Below are 14,996 nucleotides of genomic sequence, written 5' to 3' on the forward strand. Positions count from 1 at the left end.
GGGTTCTCTGGCGGGAAACATCCAAAAGGAGGATTTTTATATGGCAAATAATATAGAGAAACAGTTAAAGGAAATATCGGAACGTCTGGAACAGGGCGTAAAGGAGATTTTTACTTCGGAACGGTATACGGAATATCTGAATACCATGTCCAAGTTCCATAATTACAGTTTTAATAACACCCTTCTGATCACCATGCAGAAACCGGAGGCTACTCTGGTGGCAGGGTATCAGGCATGGCAGAAGAAGTTTAACCGCCATGTAAAGAGAGGGGAAAAAGGAATCCAGATCATCGCACCGGCACCCATCCGTGAGAAACAGGAGATTGAAAAGATTGACCTGGTGACCAAAGAGCCGGTGATCGGGGATGACGGTCAGCCGGAAACAGAGATTGTTGAGATGGTCATTCCAAGGTTCCGTGTGACAACAGTATTTGATGTCAGCCAGACAGAGGGAGAACCGATTGCAGAGCTGGAAGTACCGGAACTTACCGGGAGCGTACAGTTTTATGACACGTTCATGGAAGCATTGCAGAACATTTCCCCTGTGCCAATCCGCATGATGGAGATAGAAGGGGAAGCAAAGGGGTATTATCATCAGACAGAAAAATATATCGCAATTCAGGAAAATATGAGTAATCTCCAGACCATGAAAACCGGAGTCCATGAAGTAAGCCACGCATTGCTGCATGACCGGGAGGTAATGGATGCGGAAGGGATTTTAAAAGACCGGACAACCAAAGAAGTAGAAGCAGAAAGTATTGCCTATATTGTCTGCAACCACTTTGGTCTGGATACTTCAGAATACTCTTTTACCTATATTGCCAGCTGGTGTGAGAGCAAGGATATGAAAGCACTCCGGGCATCTATGGATACCATCCGGAAAACGTCTGCGGAAGTCATTGAGAATATCGAGACACAGATGCACGAGCTGGAAATGGAAAGACCAATCCGGGATACTTTTCATAAGGAAGATTTAATTCTGCATCTTTCAGGCAGCATGGGTTCCGAGTTTACTTATGATCTGATCGAAAACATGAGCAGGGAACAATTAGAGCAGAATGTGGGTGAATACGTCCGCCTTCTGGAAAGTGGTGAGATAGAGGAAAATGAAAAACCACTGGAAAGTTTTCTGGAAGAAAAAGGTGCTGCCGTCACACCACTGTATGACAGCAGTGGGCACGGAGAGAACTATCCGATTGATTTTTATGATGTGGAATATGATGCTGACACAGGCATTACTTATTTTTCTGACCTTTCTCCGAAAGATCAGGCAGAGATGTTGGTGCAAAAAGCAGAGTTTCCAAGAAATATTTTTTCGGAAAATGAAAAGGCATTTGTAAATGAATATGCAGAAACCTTCCCTGGACAGGTGGAAAGACTGAATGACCTGGTATGGGATATGAGGGAATCTTATGATGAAGCCGGTTCAAAGCTGGTGTATGAAGTGATCCAGGCAGCGAGGGCGAACTTCCCAGCGAAGGAACCGGAAATTGCAGAAGAAACAGCCATGCAGTATGCCCACCGTCTGATTGAAACAGCAGAAGCTGCCAATACGGGAGATTTCACAGATTCCCAGAGAAATCTTATTGTAAATTTTGCATATAAGATGGATAACAAAGATGAAGTGCTTGGACTGGTGAACCGTATGATGACGGCAATCCGCAGACCGGGAAGTGAATATACGAGGAGCCTTATGAATGAAACACAGGCACAGATTGACAATTTTCCGGATGGCATGATCGGTTTTACCGAAATGCACGAGGCAGGAATCCGGTTAGACCATATGCTTCCGCTTACGAAAGACCGGGCATATGAATTGTACCGTGGAGGGGCAGAAATTTATGTGTTACATGGAAATTCCGACAATCCGCAACTGGCAGAATCCACACTTGTAGACACAGAAAATGCAATTCTTGGATATGACGGTATCTTTGGAATCACAGAAACAGAATGGGAAGTGCAGAAAGAAAGAGAAGCCTCTGCTACAAAGCAGGAGGCACTGGAACAGCAGAGTGCAGAAAGGATTGATGAGACACTTCTTCTGCATGGAGAAAGCGGAAGGTTTGCCATTTATCAGATGGATAGTGGAGATGAGCATACTTATCAGTTTATGGGAATGGAATCCGCAAAGAGTCTGGGATATACCATTGACGGAAAGGATTACCGGATGGTTTATGCAGCACCATGGATGCCAACGATCACGTTAGAAAATATATTTGAACGCTTTAACATTGACCGACCAGAAGATTTCCGTGGACATTCATTATCGGTAAGTGATGTGATCGTGATAAACAGGGGTGCAGAGATCACAGCCTATTATGTAGATTCTTTTGGATTTCAGGAACTTCCGGAGTTTGTCCAGCAGAGAAGGAACATGCTGGAACATAATTCCGTCAGGGCATATCCGCCAGTTTATAAAGGAACATTGGAACAGGCAATGGGAGAACGGGATGTAGATGCCTATTTGGATTCCAGAAAGTTAAACCTGGACTGCAAGAAGGCAATCGAAGAAACCATCCGGGAGAATTTTGACGGACTGCACTTAAAGCAGGATGCGGCAAAAGAAGCCGTGGAACGCTTTGGGGAAGAACGTATGAATTTTGTTATGGCAAACACCATCCGTGAACTTTCCCATGATGGAAGATTCTCCAGACAGAACAAAGACTGGGCGGAGCATATCGAAGTCCCGGAAAATATCAGCCGGGGCAGAAATCTGAATCTGGATTATGTGATCGAAAGCCACCCGGCAGTTTTAGATGGGTTTATCGACATGGCAAGAGCTGAGATCCGGATGCAGAGGATAGAACAGGCGATAGGAGAAAACGAAGTGACGATCACGGCAGAGACAAGAGGATATGAAGCAGAAGGACATAACGGGACATGGCATACGGTTGATGAAAAGGAATATGCCGGGGAGAAGTTTTTCTTAATGGAACATGATGAATTTGGTTCCGATGTGGCAGGCATTATCGTAGCAGAAAATGGACAGCTTGTAGCGGAGGACTTATGGAATGGGTTTGATGCAGGAGCATTGGAAGCTGTATTAGAATATTTGCAGGAAAATGGAACAACACTTTATGACTTGCCGGAATTCCCGAAAGATTCTGCTGTAACCCTGCGGAGTGGACAGACACTTACAATCGAAGAAGTACAGGCAGTGCAGAAAGATACCTGGGAAGAAACGATGGAAGGAAAAAATGAATCTGGAACAGATGTCCGATTTAATTTTCATGCAGTCAGTGAGGTGCAGCTGCCGGAAGGCATAAAGTTAAAAATGCCAGAGATTCATTACATTGATAATTTTTATGTGATGGAAGATGTAAATGCAGAGGGTGTAGTAAAAGTAAACCGGTATGAATCACTGGATGAAGCGATGCAGGAATATTTACGTTTGCCAAATCATCAGAAAAAAGTGCTTGGTATCCAGAATACGGAAACAATGCAGGAAAGCATGGATTTTATCCGGTGTGAAAACGGAATAGATCAGCTTACCCATGCATATGAACAGATCGGAGGGTGGCTGAATCCGGAAATATATGAAGCGGTAAATAAAATGGAAAATATACTGGAGTGGAATGAGGTGCAGATTGCATATCAGATTGGAAAACAATACTTTACAATCCAGACCGTAGAAGATGGCTATGATTATACGTTTTACAATGAAGATTATCAGGAGGATGATGGAGGAATCTATGACAATCCGACAATCTATGTGGATGAAGCCGCCAGTGATATTTTAGAAGATAAAGGGTACTCGCTGGAAGATGCAAAAGTAGTGGATTATGAAGAACTGATGGCAGATGTGGAAGAAGTTCAGGAAGAACAGATGCAGCGGGTGCAATTAGAAAAGAACTGCCCGGCAAGTATTTTTGAAGGATTTCGCAGGAAAGAAGCACTGCAAACCTATGAAGGAATTGCAATGCAGTTTACCAGGAGCAAAGGGTATCTGACTATTCAGGCAACAGAAGAAGGATGTTCGTTTATTTTTTATGACTCTGACCTGCATGAAATTCAGGGTGGTGATTACGATAATCCAGACGCATCCATTCAGGAAGCAGCTTATGAAATCCTTAAAAGTGAAAGAATGGATGACATGGAATGTGTCAAAGTGGATTATAAAGAATTTGAAGAAATGACGATCCAGCACTCTAAGGATTTATTGCAGGAGGGGGAACTTCGTGCGACTTCGGAGATTGGAAGAAATGAACGGGCATTAAATAGCCTGAGCAGGGCAGAAGTTGAAAGAGGTGTCCTGTATCATGCACAGGCAGTATTAGAAGATATGGGAATGGAACAAGAGGTAGAGCTGCTTGCTGCAAGGGTGTATGGTTCCAGAAGCAGACAAGACCTTTACCGGGAAGATTCTGACCTTGATGTGGTTCTTTCCTATAAAGGTGATATTCGAGAAGATAGCTTTTTCAATGCCTTAAATGAATCCGGCATAGCGATGGCAGGAATCCAGGTGGACATTAACCCGATTGCAGAGGAGCGAATCACTCTGGCAGAGTATATAAAAGAATCTGAAAAATATCTTGACCAGCAGGAGATTAAAAAACTTGCCGTGGATCTGGATAATTTTAGCTATGACGTTGATACCTATGAGTATAACGATACGGTTGAAAATAGAGAAGAACAGGTGGAGAAACTCACGGAGGATATTTTGAATAAGAAAACAGAGGCTGTCAAGGACTGGCTGCTTGAGGTATCTGAAGAATCCGATATAGACAGCGATATTATAACTGCCCATTCTTTACTTTCACGTCTGGAGGACGCAGAGAGATTTTCTATCTTTGACAAACAGCCGGAGCAGGAACAGCCAGAAGCCACGATCAGTTTTTATGTCGCAGAGTGCATGGAGTTTCCAGTCATGGGAGAGTACCATAATAACCTCACTTTAGAAGAAGCCATTAAAATATATGAGAGTATCCCAGCAGAGAGACTGCATGGGATTAAAGGAATCGGATTTGATCTGCAAGATGGTGATGAAGATTATTCTGGGGAATATGAGTTGATGAGTGCAGACCGGATACGGCGTGATCTGATAGATATGATTCCACACTATAAAGAAAGCCCTCTGGTGCAGAAAGCAATCACAGATATGGAAAAGTATCTGGATGAAAAGCATGGAAGGGTGCAGGAAACGGAACATGCGGCAGAAACAGTAATAGAAAGTGGAGAGAAACCTTCTGCGATTACGGCAGACAGAAGGGCAGAGCAGGCGGTATCTGTAAGTCAGAGCCAGCCACAAAAAGCGGAACCTGCAAGCAGAGCAAAAGGTGAAGTGAAGAAGTCTGTGCTGCAGTCTTTAAAAGATTTTCAGGCAAGGGCAAAAGCACAGGAGCAGAATAAGACAACGGAAAAATCCAAGACACATAAGAAGGGAGAGGTGGAATTATGATGGATCTGGCGATGAACTTTGATGCGGATGAATGTTTAGTAACCGCAATGTTTGATAAAGGAAACCGAAATGACACAATGGAGGCAATCGACCATATCATTCCTTTTTTGAAAGGCGATGCAGATATGATCGGGCTTGTCTGCAATACCATAAGAAAACTGTTCTGCATGAGTGATGAAGGATATGAGGTTTTTCTTATGGATCTGGAAGAATATAAAATGGAACTGGAAGAGGAGGAAGAAGAATGAGTACAAGTCAGTGTGCAGTATATCAGGTAAAAGATACCCCAGAGTACCGGGATGTCCGTTTCCGTTCTTACGAGAAACTGAAAGGCGAAGGAAGAACAGTCCAGATAGAAAACTATCAGCAGGTGTATATTGGAAGAATCCAGCCGGGGGAAACTCCGGCTGACATTAAACTCCGTTTACAGAAACAGCGACCGAAGAACTTCAGAGGTCATTCCATTGGTTGCAGTGATGTGATCGTCATCACCGACGATGGAAAAACCACAGCTTACTATGTCAACAAAGATGGTTTTATCATCATTCCGGAATTTCTCACAATCAAAAGTTCTTCCGATACCAGACTCTCCATTGATACGACCGGATATGAAATCGAAGGAAAGAAAGGGACATGGCTTGCACAGGATTATATCCTGATGAACGAAAAGAAATGGTTTCTGATGGAACATGAGGAGTATGGGACAAGAGCAGCCTATGTGATTCTTAGTGAAGAAGGTGCCGTAGTTATGAATGACTGTTACAATGGCTTTGATGAAGAAGCCAGACGGAACATCCAGAACTTCATGCAGCAACAGGCAGAGCAGGCACAGGAACAAAAGAAACAACAGGAAATGCAGGTACAATCCCAGACCGAACAATTACAATCCGGAGAAACACAAAAGAAGAAACCAGAGCTGGCAAACTGGCAGAAGGTCATGGATAATGGAGAATATCTTCGCAGTGCAGAGATGGCAGAAGAAGCCAATTACAATATGATTGACGGACTGATGAACAACACTCCAAAGAAAAAGGATAAGAACGCTCCACGGAGATCGGTACTGAAACGGCTCCGCAATCATCAGAAGAAGATAGCCAGTCAAGGCAAAGGACAGCCACAACAACAGAAGGCGATGGAAGAAGAAATGGAAAGGAAGAAGAAGTAAAAAAGTCTTGCCAGAATTTTTGAGGGTAATATAAAAAAATGGTTGATTTTTTCTCTCGAATATCATATCATAACATTAACAGGACTCCCCGCACCTCTCACGCAAGTGATGTGTCCCATGGGGAGACATTTTTATTTTTGGAGAAATAATGGTGAATACAAGTGAAATTAAAAATGAAAAGTTGAAAAATAATGAAGCAACTGTACAGGTAATGAAACAACCGAAAACCTTTGCTCAACAAGTTGAAATTATTAAAGAAAAGGGTTTTATTATAGATAATGATACAGAATGTATCAGATTTTTAAAACAGGCGAATTATTATAGATTATCTGCTTATTTCCTTCCGTTTAGAAAAAAGGATGGGACGTATTTTTCAAATATAAACTTTCACAGAATTCAAAGAATCTATGAATTTGACAGTAGATTGCGTGGTGTATTATTTAATTATATAGAAAAAGTTGAATTATATTTAAGAACGCAATTAGCCTATTACAGTGGACATGTTCATGGGGCTTTAGGATATATGGATGGGGCTATTTACAATGACAGGCACAATCATGAAAAGTTTGTGAAACTGTTAAATGTATGTATAGAGGAAAATAAAAGTACATCAGTAGTTCAGCACCATAAAGAAAAGTATGGCGGAAATTTTCCTATATGGGTTATTGTTGAATTTTTTTCAATGGGAATGTTGTCCTACTTTTATGCAGATTTGCAGTCTGGTGACCAGAAATATTTAGCAAAAGAATTATATGGTACATCAGTGGCCTGTTTAAAAAGCTGGTTACGTTGCATCACTGATTTAAGAAACCGTTGCGCACATTATTCAAGGCTGTATTATTGGTCATTTCCCGCATTACCCAAAATGCCAAGGGAATTAGAAATGTCACCAAACAGAAAATTGTTTTCACAAATACTTGTATTAAAATTATTATATCCAGACAAAAAAGAATGGATCAACAAAGTCTTGATAGAATTAAAAGCTATTGTAGAAGAATATGAGAATGATATATCATTGAGACATATAGGGTTTCCGGAAGATTGGTATAAGCAGTTAGAAAAATAGAGATATATTTTTAGGGACAGAGGAGCAATCTGTCCCTTTTAATGTGTCTCTATAAATTTGGCTCTTTTCTATCATGTAGTTGCTCGTAATTCTTCTTAAGAATCATATCAATATTCGCAGACACAGTGCGAAGTTCCCGTTCATAATCCCGGTGATTAGAAAAATCTTCACGCTGTCTATCCTTCAATTCAACAAGCCGGTCCTTTTCAGCATAGAGAGCTTTCATGGAAGGCAATTTATTCCCGCCAGATTTTTCTCTGAGTGTTCGGAGGGCTGCGTCATACAGGGAAAGTTCTGCCTGGTGTTCTTCATAAAATTTCTCCTTGTTTCGGCTTTTGCGATAATCTGCGTACACATTTTTATATGCCAGATATTGTCCGGTAAAATGAATCTGCTCATTCACATCTTTAAGTTGCTGTTCAGTATCTTTTAAAGATTTTCTGGAAGCACTGGTCTGGTCTGATGCCTGATCGAGTGCTGCATGGAAATCATCAAGAGAATCATAGCCATGTTCCTGTATGTAGGCAACAGTCTGAGCCATCTGCTTTAAATTGGTGAGCTTTACTTTTTGAGCATAGGCTTCGCTCTGCTGTGCTTTAATACAGGTTTGCAGATCTATGACAAGCCGGAGATCTGATTTTATGAAAATGAATGGTGCAGGGATAGCAGAAGTATCGGAGAAAGGAACAGTTGGCGAATCTGTGGAAGTATTCGGAGTCTGCTGTTCCAGAATTTCTTCTTTCTGTTCTTTATGGGATTTTGTGTTTTCCTCAAATGTTTTCAAGAGAAAATCTTCTGTGTATCTGGTTCCAAGATTTCTTCCAGTGATATATTTTTTTCTGCCAGGGTGAAGATAGCTGTACCGGTTTCGACTGATCTTGAAGATAATGTGATATTTTTCATCAAGGATTTTTGAAAATTCTTCTGGTGATCGGGCGGTACTTGCAGCATCATCAATAGCGTCACGAAGAAATTGTTCCTCTGTCTGGTAACGAGTTCCCTTTGGAGTGATTCCATCTTCTTTCATTTTCTGATTTAACTTATCGAGTTTTTCCTGTCCCCGGCGTTGTGCCCAATATTCTTTTTCTGTGATTTTTCTTTCAGCAGGAGTGAGCAGATCAACCTGATGTAGTCCTTCTTTTTTACACATATCCATAACTTCCTGTTTTAAATGGATAAGGTATGCTGTGCTTAGATGGTGCTTGTATCCGGCTTTTGCTTCACAGTCAAATTCCATATAGGGTTCTTGTGGTATGTCATATTTACGGAGACTGTTGATTACGATGTGTACATGGATATTTCCACTTTCGTTATGACCATCAGTATGAGTGCAGACTAAAGCCTGATGACCGGGGAAATTTTTCTTTGCAAAAGTTAATCCAAGTTGCTGGGCACGTTCACCGGTCAATCCACATTCATCCCTGTCTTTCGGGTCGAAGCTGATGATATAATGATGGGATTTTATCTCATTGAAGTTTTTGTTCTTGTGGTAGTAGCTGTTCAGCTCCTGACATTCAGATGCAAAAGAGAATGGATCACAGTTCAGACCGTCCAGATAATATTCTTCTCTCAACATCATATGTCCTTCTTTATCCAGAATCGGTTTTTGCGTATACTCGTTGTGTTGGAAGATAAGATACCGTTCCGATTCTCCGTAGTCAGAGTTTTTGCTTGCGATATGTTTAATTACTGCCACGGAAATCACCTGCCATTTTCATCACTTCATATTTCATTTCATAAATATCCCGGAGAGACTTTCGGATTTCATTTCTCATTTCTGAAGAGAGGATTCCACCCTGATTAAAATATCGGGCAATCTGATTTAGGTTGCTGCCAATCTTACCAAACTCACCGATTAGTTTTTTAATCTGATTGACGTCAGCAACAATTTCAAATCGTGCATTTACCTTTCCTTCCATAGTTTGAGTTCTCATGTATTCTGAAATACTCATTTCTGCCTGTGTTGCTGCATTTTCTATGATAGAAAACTCTGTATCTGTCAAGCGGATGGTTACCCGGTGTTCTCGTTTCATGTCCGTTTCTTTTTGTGGTCGTGTCATTCAATGTTCCTTTCTGGTATAAAGGTTCCGCAGGAAAAATAGAAAGTTCACAGTAAGCTGTGAAAGCAAGTGATGAAAAAGCATCACGCTGTGACCATGCAAATGGGAACCAATACACACATCTTTGGTTGTGGTCGAGGGTATGGGGAAACGAAATCCCCATCAAGTTGCAAGGCAGACAAAATCCCGTAGGGGTTTTTGTCTGACATTGCGAAACTTGCTCTAAAAATGATTGCTTTATATATAAGCCAATTTACATAAAAAAAGGAAAAGAGTAGTTCAAATATAGAATGTTTTTTGAATAAATATTGTGGTATTTCATATGATGTCACATATATAATTGAGAGGTACAATGGTATTGAGAAAATCGTCATGAAAATATATAATGAGAAAGTACATTATAGAAACGGGGTACAATAATGAAGAAAATAGTGATTATTGAAGATGATATAGAAATAAATACGCTTCTTGCTGACTTTTTAAGAGAAAATGGATATGCTGTACATTGTCAATATGATGGACTTCATGTTTTAGATTTCTTACGCAAAGAAAAAATTGATTTGATTATACTTGATATTATGCTTCCTTATCGAAGCGGTGATATTATTTTAGCTGATATACGTAAACAATTTACAATGCCTGTTATTATTATCTCAGCAAAAGAAACTACACAAAATAAAATTGACTTGCTTCGACTGGGTGCAGATGATTATATTACAAAGCCTTTTGATATGGAAGAGGTGCTTGCCAGAATTGAAAGTAATCTGCGGAGAATACAGTTTCAAAATGGTTCGGCAGAATGTTTACATTATGACAATTTATCTTTGGACTTAGAAAAAAATACAGCAACTTTAAATGGAGTAGAATTGTCGTTGACTGCCAAAGAATTTGCAATTTTGGAATTATTGATGAAATATCCAGATAAAGTGTTTTCAAAATCAAATCTTTTTCAAAGTATTTGGAATACAGAATATTTTACCGAAGATAATACTCTGAATGTTCATATCAGCAATTTGCGAAACAAATTAAAAGCTATATGCCCTGATAAAGAATTTATAGATACTGTCTGGGGTATTGGCTATCGTTTACATAAAGCTAAGGATTAACAATTCCTTGGCTTTATTCTTTTTTTAGCTCTTATCTTTCATATTTAAGAAATTCTTTATGATTACTTATTATAATGTTTAAAGTAAAGGAGGTTTGGAGTATGAATTCAATTATTTTAGAAGCACGAGGCTTAACCAAAGAATATAAACAGACAATAGCATTAGACCACATAAATTTACAAATTAAAAAAGGCAAAATTTATGGATTTATTGGTCAGAATGGAGCTGGAAAGACTACATTTTTAAGATTAGTCACTGGACTTGCATTTCCTACAAGCGGCACACTTGCTTTATGGGGAAAGTCAAGTAAAGAAGAATTGCAGAAACAACGCAAACGAATTGGATGTATGATTGAAACCCCTGCACTATTTCCAGCAATGACTGCATATCAGAATATGGAAGTACAGCGTATCCAACGTGGTATACCAGACAAATCAATTATTAAAAGAACGTTAGATATGGTTGGGTTGCAAGATACAGGTAAAAAAAGTGTTCGTAATTTCTCATTAGGTATGCGTCAGCGATTGGGAATAGCGATTGCGCTTTTAAACACGCCAGAGTTGTTGATTTTAGATGAGCCCATCAATGGTCTTGACCCTGCTGGAATTGTAGAAATCAGAAATTTATTAAAATCCTTAAACAAGGAATATGGAATGACTATTTTGGTTTCCAGTCATATTCTGGAAGAACTGTATCAAACGGCATCAGAATTTATTCTGATTGACCATGGAAAAATTATAGAGGAAATTTCTGACCATGATTTAAATGAACGTTGCAAACGTCATATTTCAATAAAAACTACAGATGTCCAGAAAACAGTGATGGTTTTAGAAGATAATCTCCATACAGATAACTTTAGACTCATGCCGGATGGCACGATTCGATTGTATGATTATTTAAATGATTTAGAGCTTGTTGCGTCTATCCTGGCAGAGTCGCACATTCTTGTTACAGGGCTTTCGGTATCAGGCGATACTTTGGAAGATTACTTTCTAAGTAAAATAGGAGGAATGAAAGATGTCAAATCTCCTAAAAACTGAATTATATAAATTGTTTCATAGTTGGTATTTTTGGGGAATTGGAATATTCAATCTCTTTTTAAGCACTATATTACTATTGGATAGTAAGGGGAAATCTTCCAATTTAATTATGGCGTCCTTATACAATGTTCCATTACTCTATTTTCTAATTATTGTATTTATAGCATTATTTATTGGAAGCGATTTAGGTAGAAGAACTTTAAATACATATATTACTGCCGGACATAAAAGAAGTTGTATATTGTGGGCAAAAGTGATTGTATCTCAAATAGGTTGTATTATCATTCTTATATTTCCATTGCTTATGCATGGAGTTATTAGTCAATTTTGCATGAAAGAAAAATTTATTTGGGGAGATAACGGATATACTATACTTTTAGTAACGCTACTTGCCATGATAACAATGTGTACATTACCGATATTTCTTGCTTTCATTTTTCGGGATATGGGAAGAACACTGGCGATTTCAATGGTTTTATTTTTTGTTATGATTTTTTTCATGAACAGTGAATATGCACAGACTATTATAAAAATATTGCCAATGGGACAACTTCGATTGATTTCATTGCAAAAGTTCTATTCGATAGATTTTTTCTTGCTTGTGGATTTTTTATGGAATGTCATTTTGTACATGGTTGCAGGTAATGTTTTTTTACATATAGATTTGAAATAGCTGGGGGCGATTTTAATGGATAAATTATTAAAAATGGAAAAATATCAGTTATTACATAATTCTCTCTACTGGTGTAGCATGATTGGAATCTTTGTTATGGGATTTTTTACAGCGGATACTTATGTTACAGAAGTCATGGGACCGACAGAAGAAATTGCGTCTTCTCTAGCAGATATTTTTAATGGAATGGTATATGATTCTACATTTCTTCTTATTATCATATCGGGCATACTTGCTTTGATTTTAGGACAGGAATTTTCTAAGAGAACAATAAATTTAGAGATCAGTGCAGGACATTCCAGAAAACGGATTTTTACAAGTAAAATAATATCGTATTTGATTGCTTTTAATGTTATGGCACTTGTATATCCAGTCGGAGGGTGCATAAAAGAATTTGGACGTTTTGGTATTGAAGATGGAGGAATGTTTTTTTACAATATAATAAAAGCAATTCTTTATTCTTGCCTGTTAAACAGTGCGATATTCTTAATTGCTATACTTGTTTGTTGTTATTTACAGGATTCTATAAAAGCAACTTCAGTTACAGCAATTATTATTTTTGGTCTTAGCCTGTATCTTGGATATGGAATGATGTTAAAACTACCAGTTAGTTTCTTGCCTACTTATCAAATCAGAATTGCAGTTAGCATGACACCGCTTTTTCAGCCGATTGCTATTTTGGTAGGAATTATATGGATTGGCATACTAGTATTACTTTCTTGGATAAAATTTTGTAAATGTGATTTTAAATAGATGGAGGAAAAATGTCTAACATAGAATGGATTTTACTTATCATAACTGGATTTTTCTTAATACTGCTATTTCGATATATTCAATTAAAAAAACAAATCCGCAACCTTGCGGATCAAGTGAAAGAATTGAATTGTGGAAATTCGGAACAGATGTTAGACATTTCTCTAATTGATAAAGATTTAGAGAGGTTGGCTGGTATACTTAATCAATATAATATTAGACAGAGACATGCTATTGCGAGCGTATTACGCAATGAAGAATATTTAAAAGAATCAGTTGCCAATATATCACATGATTTACGCACTCCACTCACAGTCATTCTGGGACACTTACAATTATTACAAAAAGAAAATTTAGAATCCAGTCAAGCACAGCGTATAAAAACCATTTTAGGTAAAGCTGAAAAAATGAAAGAATTAGTAGAAACATTCTATGACCTTTCAATTTTAGAGGAACAACAAACTGTTCCCGAAAAGGAAACGTTTAATATATCAAATTTACTGATAAATTTGATTACAGAAAATGCGGTGGCATTAGAAAAAAAGAATATTTTACCAGAAATAAATCTCCCTGATTATTCGATATACGTATATTCTGATAGAAATATGTTAGAACGAATTTTACAAAATTTATTGACAAATGCAATTAAGTATTCGGCTGGAATAATAAAAATAACACTTTTACAGAAAGAAGATAGTGGCATTATATTTACTATTGAAAATCCAATACATGATAATTTTGAAATTGATTGTAATCGATTGTTTGACCGTTTTTATACTGGCGATAAATCACGACATGATGGAAGTACAGGCTTGGGACTTGCGGTAGTTAAGGGACTTGTTGAAATTCTTGGAGGAAGTATTGCTGCAAAAATTCAATCTAATAGACTTAGTATCATTCTTGAATTATGAAGTGGTGAAGGTGCATCAATATAAATATTAATTACAGATGCTGAAAAGAGGTGGTTATTTGGGAGAGTTTTAATTTTGACAGTTAACGATAATGAAGAAGATATGTTAGAACGCATTTTATCATATGTAGATGGCGAAACTAAAATTGTACAGTATGGGGCGACTTATAATGGAAACATTTGCTTTAATGGACTTTGTATAGATGAACCGAAGCGGATTGTGGTTCGTGAAGATAAAGAGATTGAATTAACCTATACAGAATTTGAAATCTTATTGTTATTAGCACAAAATGCTGGAATAGTATTCAGTAAGGAGCAGATATACAATCATGTTTGGAAAGAGCCTTACTTCGGTGATCATAACATTGTCATGAGTCATATCCGCAATTTGCGTGGGAAAATAGAAGATAACCCAAGTAAACCGATTTACATACAAACAGTATGGGGAGTTGGGTATCGCTTTAATAAAAATTTAAGCAGCGGTCTGTGAAAATAATCCAGATCGCTGTTTATTATTTTCAAAATATACTTTATCGTGGGATGATAAGTTCTGATTTGAAGTAAGCGCAAAATAATTCGACGGATTGTGTTGCCCTAAAAATCAATCCATAATAATCATTAGAGAATGCAAGCATTTCACTTCATTTTCTCTTGCTAGAAATGATAGATGCGAGCATTTTACTCTATTCAAGTTATGGAGGTGTGCTCATGAGAAGCAAAAGAATACCTGCTGAAGAACAATACCGTCTCATCATGGAATGCCGTCAAAGTGGATTGACAGATCATCAATGGTGTGTGGAACATGATATCAAGCCAGGAACTTTT

At 38.2% G+C, this 14,996-nt stretch carries 12 protein-coding genes and 1 pseudogene; 11 read left to right on the forward strand and 2 right to left on the reverse strand.

Going from position 1 to position 14,996, the window contains the following annotated elements:
* Positions 1 to 40: 40 nt before the first annotated feature.
* The 4 genes from H8716_RS14935 (at position 41) to H8716_RS14950 (ending at position 7,629) form a co-directional block, all read left to right on the forward strand.
* Positions 41 to 5,398 (forward strand): DUF3849 domain-containing protein, encoded by a 5,358-nt coding sequence (locus H8716_RS14935; protein WP_249309817.1) that lies wholly within the window; start codon positions 41 to 43, stop codon positions 5,396 to 5,398.
* Positions 5,395 to 5,646 (forward strand): transposon-transfer assisting family protein, encoded by a 252-nt coding sequence (locus H8716_RS14940; RefSeq protein WP_015540966.1) that lies wholly within the window; start codon positions 5,395 to 5,397, stop codon positions 5,644 to 5,646. Before H8716_RS14935 ends, H8716_RS14940 begins: the two co-directional genes overlap by 4 nt.
* Positions 5,643 to 6,563, forward strand: a complete 921-nt coding sequence (locus H8716_RS14945; protein WP_117547089.1) for a YodL domain-containing protein — start codon at positions 5,643 to 5,645, stop codon at positions 6,561 to 6,563. The genes H8716_RS14940 and H8716_RS14945 overlap by 4 nt, the downstream gene beginning before the upstream one ends.
* A 148-nt stretch (positions 6,564 to 6,711) precedes the next feature.
* Positions 6,712 to 7,629: an Abi family protein gene (locus H8716_RS14950; protein ID WP_117547090.1), complete on the forward strand. Its 918-nt coding sequence runs from the start codon at positions 6,712 to 6,714 to the stop codon at positions 7,627 to 7,629.
* A gap of 49 nt (positions 7,630 to 7,678) precedes the next feature.
* Here H8716_RS14950 and H8716_RS14955 read toward each other — a convergent pair whose 3' ends face one another.
* On the reverse strand, positions 7,679 to 9,325 hold the full coding sequence (locus H8716_RS14955) for a relaxase/mobilization nuclease domain-containing protein (protein WP_249309818.1): 1,647 nt from the start codon (positions 9,323 to 9,325) through the stop codon (positions 7,679 to 7,681).
* A complete protein-coding gene (locus H8716_RS14960) occupies positions 9,312 to 9,689 on the reverse strand; it encodes a plasmid mobilization protein (protein WP_117547092.1) in 378 nt (125 codons plus the stop codon). The genes H8716_RS14955 and H8716_RS14960 overlap by 14 nt, the downstream gene beginning before the upstream one ends.
* A 419-nt stretch (positions 9,690 to 10,108) precedes the next feature.
* Here H8716_RS14960 and H8716_RS14965 point away from each other — a divergent pair, with 419 nt between their 5' ends.
* The 7 genes and pseudogenes from H8716_RS14965 to H8716_RS17950 form a co-directional block, all read left to right on the forward strand.
* Positions 10,109 to 10,795: a response regulator transcription factor gene (locus tag H8716_RS14965; RefSeq protein ID WP_240577151.1), complete on the forward strand. Its 687-nt coding sequence runs from the start codon at positions 10,109 to 10,111 to the stop codon at positions 10,793 to 10,795.
* 101 nt (positions 10,796 to 10,896) lie between these two features.
* Positions 10,897 to 11,835: an ABC transporter ATP-binding protein gene (locus H8716_RS14970; protein WP_128867691.1), complete on the forward strand. Its 939-nt coding sequence runs from the start codon at positions 10,897 to 10,899 to the stop codon at positions 11,833 to 11,835.
* On the forward strand, positions 11,813 to 12,508 hold the full coding sequence (locus H8716_RS14975) for an ABC transporter permease subunit (RefSeq protein WP_118699238.1): 696 nt from the start codon (positions 11,813 to 11,815) through the stop codon (positions 12,506 to 12,508). Before H8716_RS14970 ends, H8716_RS14975 begins: the two co-directional genes overlap by 23 nt.
* 15 nt (positions 12,509 to 12,523) lie before the next feature.
* Positions 12,524 to 13,261, forward strand: a complete 738-nt coding sequence (locus H8716_RS14980; RefSeq protein ID WP_240577153.1) for an ABC transporter permease — start codon at positions 12,524 to 12,526, stop codon at positions 13,259 to 13,261.
* 11 nt (positions 13,262 to 13,272) lie between these two features.
* Complete coding sequence (locus H8716_RS14985; RefSeq protein WP_118699240.1) at positions 13,273 to 14,172, forward strand: sensor histidine kinase; 900 nt, start codon at positions 13,273 to 13,275, stop codon at positions 14,170 to 14,172.
* A gap of 75 nt (positions 14,173 to 14,247) precedes the next feature.
* The gene (locus H8716_RS14990; protein ID WP_330427685.1) at positions 14,248 to 14,661 is read left to right on the forward strand and encodes a winged helix-turn-helix domain-containing protein; all 414 of its coding nucleotides are present in this window, start codon (positions 14,248 to 14,250) and stop codon (positions 14,659 to 14,661) included.
* Between the two features lie 218 nt (positions 14,662 to 14,879).
* Positions 14,880 to 14,996: pseudogene (locus tag H8716_RS17950) on the forward strand (IS66 family insertion sequence element accessory protein TnpA); the annotation flags it as partial.

It is taken from the genome of Jingyaoa shaoxingensis, from assembly GCF_014385005.1.
Classification (GTDB): Bacteria; Bacillota; Clostridia; order Lachnospirales; family Lachnospiraceae; genus Marvinbryantia; species Marvinbryantia shaoxingensis.

Coding starts and splice junctions, on each gene's coding strand:
- H8716_RS14960 (WP_117547092.1), bottom strand. CDS start 9,689: ATGACACGACCACAAAAAGAAACGGACATGAAACGAGAACACCGGGTA.
- H8716_RS14965 (WP_240577151.1), top strand. CDS start 10,109: ATGAAGAAAATAGTGATTATTGAAGATGATATAGAAATAAATACGCTT.
- H8716_RS14945 (WP_117547089.1), top strand. CDS start 5,643: ATGAGTACAAGTCAGTGTGCAGTATATCAGGTAAAAGATACCCCAGAG.
- H8716_RS14970 (WP_128867691.1), top strand. CDS start 10,897: ATGAATTCAATTATTTTAGAAGCACGAGGCTTAACCAAAGAATATAAA.
- H8716_RS14980 (WP_240577153.1), top strand. CDS start 12,524: ATGGATAAATTATTAAAAATGGAAAAATATCAGTTATTACATAATTCT.
- H8716_RS14985 (WP_118699240.1), top strand. CDS start 13,273: ATGTCTAACATAGAATGGATTTTACTTATCATAACTGGATTTTTCTTA.
- H8716_RS14950 (WP_117547090.1), top strand. CDS start 6,712: ATGGTGAATACAAGTGAAATTAAAAATGAAAAGTTGAAAAATAATGAA.
- H8716_RS14940 (WP_015540966.1), top strand. CDS start 5,395: ATGATGGATCTGGCGATGAACTTTGATGCGGATGAATGTTTAGTAACC.
- H8716_RS14975 (WP_118699238.1), top strand. CDS start 11,813: ATGTCAAATCTCCTAAAAACTGAATTATATAAATTGTTTCATAGTTGG.
- H8716_RS14935 (WP_249309817.1), top strand. CDS start 41: ATGGCAAATAATATAGAGAAACAGTTAAAGGAAATATCGGAACGTCTG.